This window comes from Pseudovibrio axinellae, assembly GCF_900110875.1.
GTDB lineage: Bacteria > Pseudomonadota > Alphaproteobacteria > Rhizobiales > Stappiaceae > Pseudovibrio > Pseudovibrio axinellae.
This window is the reverse complement of the sequence record NZ_FOFM01000035.1, coordinates 1-7,592: the sequence shown is the minus strand read 5'-3', so window position 1 is coordinate 7,592 and position 7,592 is coordinate 1. Positions and strand designations below refer to the sequence as shown.

General features: G+C 52.1%; 4 protein-coding genes and 1 pseudogene. 4 read left to right on the top strand and 1 reads right to left on the bottom strand.

Annotated features, from left to right (window positions below; all coding sequences use genetic code 11):
* Positions 1-179 (bottom strand): annotated as a pseudogene (locus BMZ51_RS22660) (IS6 family transposase); the annotation flags it as partial.
* Positions 180-482: 303 nt separating this feature from the next.
* Here BMZ51_RS22660 and BMZ51_RS22650 point away from each other — a divergent pair.
* The 4 genes from BMZ51_RS22650 to BMZ51_RS22635 all read left to right on the top strand — a co-directional run.
* The gene (locus tag BMZ51_RS22650; protein WP_068008957.1) at positions 483-4,040 is read left to right on the top strand and encodes a 1,4-beta-glucanase; all 3,558 of its coding nucleotides are present in this window, start codon (positions 483-485) and stop codon (positions 4,038-4,040) included.
* Positions 4,041-4,132: 92 nt separating this feature from the next.
* Complete coding sequence (locus tag BMZ51_RS22645; RefSeq protein WP_068008956.1) at positions 4,133-5,887, top strand: type I secretion system permease/ATPase; 1,755 nt, start codon at positions 4,133-4,135, stop codon at positions 5,885-5,887.
* On the top strand, positions 5,887-7,200 hold the full coding sequence (locus BMZ51_RS22640; RefSeq protein WP_068008953.1) for an HlyD family type I secretion periplasmic adaptor subunit: 1,314 nt from the start codon (positions 5,887-5,889) through the stop codon (positions 7,198-7,200). Before BMZ51_RS22645 ends, BMZ51_RS22640 begins: the two co-directional genes overlap by 1 nt.
* A 171-nt stretch (positions 7,201-7,371) precedes the next feature.
* Positions 7,372-7,592, top strand: a 221-nt coding sequence (locus tag BMZ51_RS22635) for a transposase (RefSeq protein WP_175485059.1), incomplete at its 3' end; no start/stop codon positions are given.

Genomic DNA, 7,592 nt, shown 5'->3' with positions numbered 1-7,592 from the left:
GGACCAAACTTGATCCCCCACTTGCGGATGGTTTCATAGGACAGGGTTATGCCGCGCTCCAGCAGCATCTCCTCAACCTCGCGCAGGCTGAGGGAAAAGCGGTGATAGAGCCAAACAACGTGAGCGATAATTTCGGGTGGAAAACGATGGCGTTTGTAACTGATCGGAGCACAAGTCATGTTGCCCAACTACCAATCGGAGCTGGAGCCAAAGTTAACTTAATAACACCATAAATACTCCATTTTTCTTTCGAAATTTGGTCCCAATTTTCAGCAAAATCAGCCTCGTCGAACGCGGAAGCGATCAGATGCGCTGCAAACAATGCGCTGTTGGAAACGCAAAGATCAAAATTGCAATCCGATCGCATCAGCGTTCGTTTTTAACGAGAGCGGCTCGGTGAGCCTTCCGGACCTTAGCAATTCGGCTTGCTCCTTTAATTTCGGAGTTGTCTGGGACCTCTCAATAAAAACTGAGGGAATACAATGGACTATCGTGGCACATATGACGAATTCCGTGACGCATTGCGGGCTTTCGAATCCGGTTGGGATCGTGAAAGATACAACGACGGCAGAATTCAGGATTGGCAGCTCACTGAATGGGCAGGCGGTCCGGTGCAAGACTTCTTTCCAGAGTATGACAGTTGGGGGGATCTGAACGACGACCAATGGAGTGCGATGTCTTATCGCTCCACCAACTCACTTGGGTTCGTCGGCTACCAGTTCGGTGAAGCTCTGCTTATCGATCTGGGCTACTATGATGATGATGTCTTTTACGGCAACGGCGCATCCACTAACACTTGGGATGGTACCTGGACCGGTAAAAACGGCGTCGACTCACTAGAAGAGTTTATGACTCCTGAAGCACAGGAAGTTGCCATTCAGGAAGCATTTGGCTTCAATCTTCAGATTATCGAAAATGGATTGTCCAACAGCGGCCAGTCACTGGACGACTTTATTGGACAGGATTTCACCTACGAGCAGAACGGTCAGGATGTCAGCGTAACCCTCACACTGACGGGTATTTTGGCTGCTGCCCACTTGCGTGGCGCATACGGTACACTTGCTCTCCTGCAGGGCGGCAACGTTTCTCAGGATGAATACGGCACCTCCATTCTGCAGTATGTTGAGCAATTTGGCGGCTTTGAAAGCCCAACTGTTGATGAAGCAATCGACTACTTCCAGGATCGTCTGACTGGTGAAGAAGGCCTGAACGGCACTCTGCCAGGCGTTGGTGTTCCAAAAGAAGATGCCGATGTGGTTGTCACATGGTCCTATGGTGAACAGGAAGTCGTCAACGACTTCGATACAGAAGATGGCGTGATCTTCGTTGACTGGATCAGTGCTGGCCAGCTTGAAGTAACCGAGACACCAGACGGTGTGCTCTTCTCTATACCGTCCAATGGCGGGCAGACGCTGCTCCTGGCCGGGGTTGCACTTGCTGACCTGACACTGGCAAACTTCTCCATTCAGGATGCATCAGCAGCTGAATTGATCAGAGACCTTGTTGGCGGAAACACTCAGCCTGAAGAACCAACCGATCCTGTTGATCCGGTAGATCCTGTCGACCCGGTTGATCCAGGTGATGGTGACGATGGTCATGGTCATCCAGGCGATGGCGATGATGGGCATGGTGGACATACTGGCGACATGTATATGCTCGGTCTGGACAGTGAGTCTCAGGTCATCGCAGACTTCGATCCATCCTCTGACATGATCCATATTCTGGAAGGTGTGACTGGCGAACAGTTTGAAATCTTCGAGGAAAGTGGCGACGCACTCGGACAAACAGTCCGCATCGTGATCACTGATCAGTTCGGTAACATCATGTCCACCACCATCTTCCAGGGTGTGACACTCTCCGATCTGTCTTTGGCAAACTTCTCTGTCGCAGACCAGTCTGCGTTCAATGAAGTTGTCTCTGCCATTGGTGAGACCGTTGAAGTGCCAGACCCAAGTCAGGGCGGCGGATACGAGCTTGTTTACGACAACGACGGTTCAAACCCACCAACAGTCACCGGCACGACCGATGAAGGTGGTTCCAAGTTCCGCGCTGACGTAAACGCTGACGATATCGTTGGCTTTGACCCTGATCGGGACGAGCTGGACTTCGGCGGAACATCTGTTCACGGCCTCATCGTGACCAAGTCTCCTGCTGGTGAAATTGTTCTCGACAGCCCGTGGAGCTCTTCTGCACAAATCGTGCAGGGCGTCACCTTCCAGGATGTCGACATCTCAGACTTCGGAGTGGTCGGTAATGAACACCTCCGTCAAGATCTTGGTGGCGTGGTCTCTTGGGAACAAGGCGTGGGCCCTCGCGAAGACGACACAGTCTACATCCGGTCTCATGAGTACGGCGTACACGAAGTTATCTCTGACTTTGACCCATCATCCATGAAGATCAGCTTCCTGTACTACGGTACACGTGAGCGTCTGAGCGTTGAAGAAACCGACGACGGCCTGCTGATCTCTACTCTGCCAAGTGGTCAGAGCTTCCTGTTCGAAGGCATTTCTCTTGATGATCTGGTTCCAGGTCAGCTGGAATTCCACTTCGATCAGGTTATGGAAGATAACCTTGAGGTTCCATTCGGCTTTGATCAGGGTGACGTGACCCTCGTTAGCCGTGAAGGCCTGTTGACTCCGGAAGCGCCAGCTGGCGACACAACGGATGGCCACCAGACCAGACCGGGTGACTTCGGACCAACTGATCCGGTTGACCCAGTCGATCCAACTGATCCAGATCCGGACCCAGTTGACCCGGTTGATCCAGTCGATCCGGTTGACCCAGTTGATCCGGGTACAGGCACTCCAGGTCAGGTTCCTGGTGATGGAGTGGTCGTGTTCACATGGGCTTGGGGTGAAAACAGCGTTATCACCGACTTCAACCCAGCGGAACATAAGATCAGTATTGGTTGGATCAGTGCAGACCAGATCAGCTTCACAGAATCTGAAGACGGTCTCGTGATCTCCCTGCCTTCAAATGGCGGACAAACCCTCCTGCTGGAAGGTGTGTTCCTTGAGGATCTGAATGCCGATAACTTCGACATCAAAGATCCATCTACATTGCAGGAAATCCTCGATCTGCTCAGCGGTGAAGGTTCACAGCCACCTGTCGACCCAACTCCGGACCCAGACCCAACCCCAGATCCTGACCCGGTCGATCCTGTAGATCCTGTAGATCCTGTAGATCCAGTGGATCCGGTTGACCCTGTTGATCCGGGCGATGGTTCACCTCGTGAGTTCACACTGGATTGGCAGTGGGGCAAGCAGGAAGAAGTCGCAAACTTCAATCCGGAACAGGATACCGTGAACATCGGTTGGATTGGCGGCGGCCAGTTCGAAGTGGAACAGACCGACAATGGTGTGTTGTTCACTCTGCCGGGTAACGGTGGTCGGTCACTTCTGCTGGTTGGCATTGTCGTAGCTGATCTGACAGCAAACAGCATCATCGCAAATGATGCAGCTGCTCAGGCTAAGATTGATGACTTCCTGTCAAATGCTGACAATCTGGCAGATGTGGGAACTCAGTCCGAAGCTGAAAGTGTAGACTCTACCTACATTCCAGAGGCTCCTGAAGCATCAACCACTGCACAGGAAGCAGCTGCTTCCAATGACAGAGATGATGATGCAGTAGCCGCTTCTGCTCAGGAAGCTGAACAGGAAACTGGACCTCGTGAAGCTCAGAATGCTCCTGAACCAGCTCTTGCAGCTGCGGCCAATGGCAATGGAGCAATCGGAGGCGATACCGTTCAGATCAATTGGGATTGGGCATCAGAAGAAGTCATCACAAACTTCGACCCTGCTACCGACACCATTGATTTCGGTAATCTGAATGCATCACAGGTTCAGATCACGGAAGAGAACAACAGTGTTGTGATCGAGGTTCTGGATAACGGTGGTCACACCTACACCTTGAACGGCATCAGCGTAGAAGACCTCTCTGCGGAGAACTTCGAAGCTGACGACTTCAACACCATCGTAACTGAAGAAGGCGGTGTTGTAGATCAGATGCATTCGGTCAATCAGGACGATAACTTGATCTGATCGATGAGCTAACGAAAAGAACTGCTCCCTCCCGGTCATTACCGGGAGGGGGTTTCTTGCTTTAATTCCCGAAGCAATTGAGAGAAAAGCTTATGCCCGGCAGCCAACGACAGAAAGAATCTGTAATCACCAGTGCATTCAGATCTCTAAGGTCCGCACTGGTTGGAATTGGTGGCGTCAGCATGCTGTTGAATATTTTGATGCTGACAGGACCACTCTTTATGCTGCAGGTCTATGACCGCGTGCTGGCGAGTGGGTCGGTCCCAACGCTTGTCGTTTTAGCAACCCTTGTTGGCGTCCTTTTCCTTTTCTATGGAATTCTGGAAACACTTCGCAGTCGTGTTTTGTCCCGTCTTGGGCAACGTGTAGATGCCCAGCTCTCTGGTGTTTCCTACGAAATCTCAACGAGCCTACCGCTTATTCTCGGCCCCAAAGGCGCAAAGATGCGCCCGGTTCAGGATCTGGATCAGGTGCGCAGTTTCCTTTCAGGCCCAGGCCCTGCCGCCATCTTCGACTTGCCGTGGATGCCACTCTATTTCGGTATCGTGTACCTCTTCCATCCCTATCTTGGCATGATGGCAATCGGTGGTGCGTTGGTCATTTGTGCGCTGGTTGGATTGAATGAACTTACCTCCCGCAGACCTTCAAGCGAGGCTGCAGCTGAAACAAACCGCCGCTCTGCTATTGTTGAAGCCAGTCGTTCCAATGCTGAAGTCATTCAGGCAATGGGCATGATGGAGACGATGAAGAACAGATGGCACAAGGGCAATGATGCCTACTTGGTCAAGCAACGCAAAGCAGGTGACCGAGCTGCCTTTTTCGCAACAGCCGTCAAAACCTTCCGCTTCATTTTGCAGTCCGCCATGCTTGGCATGGGCGCATGGTTGGTCATCCAGCAAGAGGTCACCTCTGGTGTCATGATTGCCTCTTCAATCATGTCTTCCCGTGCTTTAGCTCCCGTTGAGCAAGCTGTTTCCCAATGGAAAGGTTTTCTGGCAGCCCGACAAGGCCTCGCCCGTTTGCGCAAGGTAGTCGAAAATAAAGATGACACCAACAACGTGATGGAGCTACCCCTTCCGCATCAGAAGATTGATCTGGACAGTGTGGCATGTGGTCCGGTTGGTATCCGTCAGCCAATCGTGCAAGGCATCTCGTTTAGTCTTGCAGCTGGCGAAGGCCTTGGCGTGATTGGCAAGTCCGGTTCTGGCAAGTCAACATTGTCTCGCTCGATTGTCGGCATCACCAATGCGCTGACAGGGTCAATCCGGTTTGATGGCTCAGAGCTTGATCAATGGACGTCGGAGCGCATCGGTGAATTTGTTGGCTTCTTGCCGCAGGACATTCAATTGTTTGATGGCACGGTTGCGGAGAACATTTCCCGCTTCAAGGAAGACGTAAATCCTGATGACGTCATCGAAGCCGCGAAAATTGCCAGTATCCATGAATTCATCACAGGCCTGCCGGATGGTTACAACACGATTATCGGCAGTGGTGGCTATGCCTTATCTGGCGGCCAGCGTCAGCGCATCGCCCTCGCCCGTGCCATGTATGGTGAGCCTTTCCTCATCGTTCTGGATGAGCCCAATTCCAACCTGGATTCTGAAGGTGAAGCCTGTCTGAGCCATGCGATCAAACTGATGCGGGGCCGGGGTAAGATCGTCATCGTGATTGCCCACCGTCCAAGTGCGATTGCGGCGGTTAATAAGGTACTCGTGCTCAATGATGGCCGACAAGCTGCCTTTGGTCCGCGAGATGAGGTTATGAAGCAACTTGTAACCCCGGTTCAAACTCAGCAAGTCCCGCAAAAAGCAGCAATTAAAGCTCCTGCCAAACGAGGAGCAGCATAATGTATAATCATTCTGAAAGTGACAAGCAGATCAAGGGTAGCATTAGATTCCATCTGATCTGCGCTGGTCTTCTGGTTGTTATCCTTGTTGGAGGCGTAGGCCTCTGGGGCGGCCTGATGGAAATCCGCGGCGCAATTATTGCTCCCGGTACCATTGTCGTTGAAACCAACACCAAGAATGTGCAGCACATGGAAGGCGGCATTGTCCGCTCCATCATGGTGACTGATGGGGATACCGTTGATGCGGGAGACACCCTGCTCCGCCTTGATGACACGGTGACCCGCGCCAACCTTGCTGTTGTGACCAAACAGCTCGACAATCTCTACTCGCAGGAAGCCCGCTTGGTTGCGGAACGAGACGGTGAAGAAGAAATCCTCTTCCCGACACGAGCTGCAGATGATGCGCATTCTCAGGTCCTGAATACCATTCAGGAAGGCCAACGCCGGATGATGGTCGCGAAGACCAAAAACCTGCGTGGCCGACAGGACCAGATGCGTGCTCAGATTCAGCAGTATAGAAAGCAAATTGATGGACTGTCTCAGCAAAGAGATGCCAAAGAAATTGAAATCAGCTTGATCGACGGTGAATTGGAAGACCTCAACAAGTTGCTGGCCAAAAGACTGGTCACAGAGTCCCGTGTCACAGCCCTCAAGCGCGAAAAAACCAAGCTTCAGGGTGAATATGGGGACTTCATAGCTCAGGTCGCTAAGACAGAAGAAGCCATCGCAGAACGCAATATTCAGATCATGCAGATCGAAGAAGATGTGCTGACAAAGACACTGGAACAGCTTCAGCAAGTCCGGGCAGAGGTTGCCCAGCTTGAAGAAAAGAAGATCGCTGCACAGGACCAGCTGATGCGCATGGAAATTAAATCACCTCAGTCAGGCACAGTGCACGACCTGACCATTCACACCATCGGCGGTGTTATCGCTCCCGGTGAGGTGATGATGCAAGTTGTGCCACGCGAAGACGTTCTGGTGATTGAAGCGCAGGTGCAGCCAATCGATGTGGATCAGTTGACACCCAACCAGGAAGCAACGATCCGCCTGCCAAGCTTTGATCAGCGCACAACACCCGAGCTGACAGCTCAGGTGAAGACGATCTCACCTGATCTATTGGAAGACCCCAAAACCGGTCTCAGCTTCTATATGGCTGAGCTGACAATCTCAGAAGATCAGCTGGACAAACTGGGTGGTAAAAATCTGGTGCCGGGCATGCCGGTTGAGGCGTTCATTCAGACAGAAAACCGCACGGTGATCTCATACATCATGAAGCCAATGGTCGATCAGATCGCCCACGCAATGCGTGAGTAGGCCTTGTTGCAGGGGTCGCTCAGTGTCTGTAATTAGAAGGCTTGTTCGTCTTCATAAAGCTATCCGATGCCCCACAAATTCAACGCCAGCCGTCGTCACAAATTTGACTAGAAGAAATATCGTGTCACGAACTGGCGGGCCTATAACGAAAGTCTTCGTAATCGTGGTGATTTGACGATCTGGGTCAACCGTGAGATTGGGAAGGAGTGGTCAGCGCAGCGCCGGACCACTCGCGGAGGGCAACGCAAGTATTCTGATTTGGCCATTGAGGCGTGGCTGACACTGCGTAGCGTGTATGCCCTGGCGTTGCGGCAGACGCAAGGATTAATGCGCTCTGTGGTCCGATTGATGAAAATTGATTTGTTAGTTCCAGACTTTTCGACACTGTCCCG

Bases quoted from the DNA above. Each gene is read 5' to 3' on its own strand.
- BMZ51_RS22645 (WP_068008956.1), top strand. From the start codon at position 4,133: ATGCCCGGCAGCCAACGACAGAAAGAATCTGTAATCACCAGTGCATTC.
- BMZ51_RS22650 (WP_068008957.1), top strand. From the start codon at position 483: ATGGACTATCGTGGCACATATGACGAATTCCGTGACGCATTGCGGGCT.
- BMZ51_RS22640 (WP_068008953.1), top strand. From the start codon at position 5,887: ATGTATAATCATTCTGAAAGTGACAAGCAGATCAAGGGTAGCATTAGA.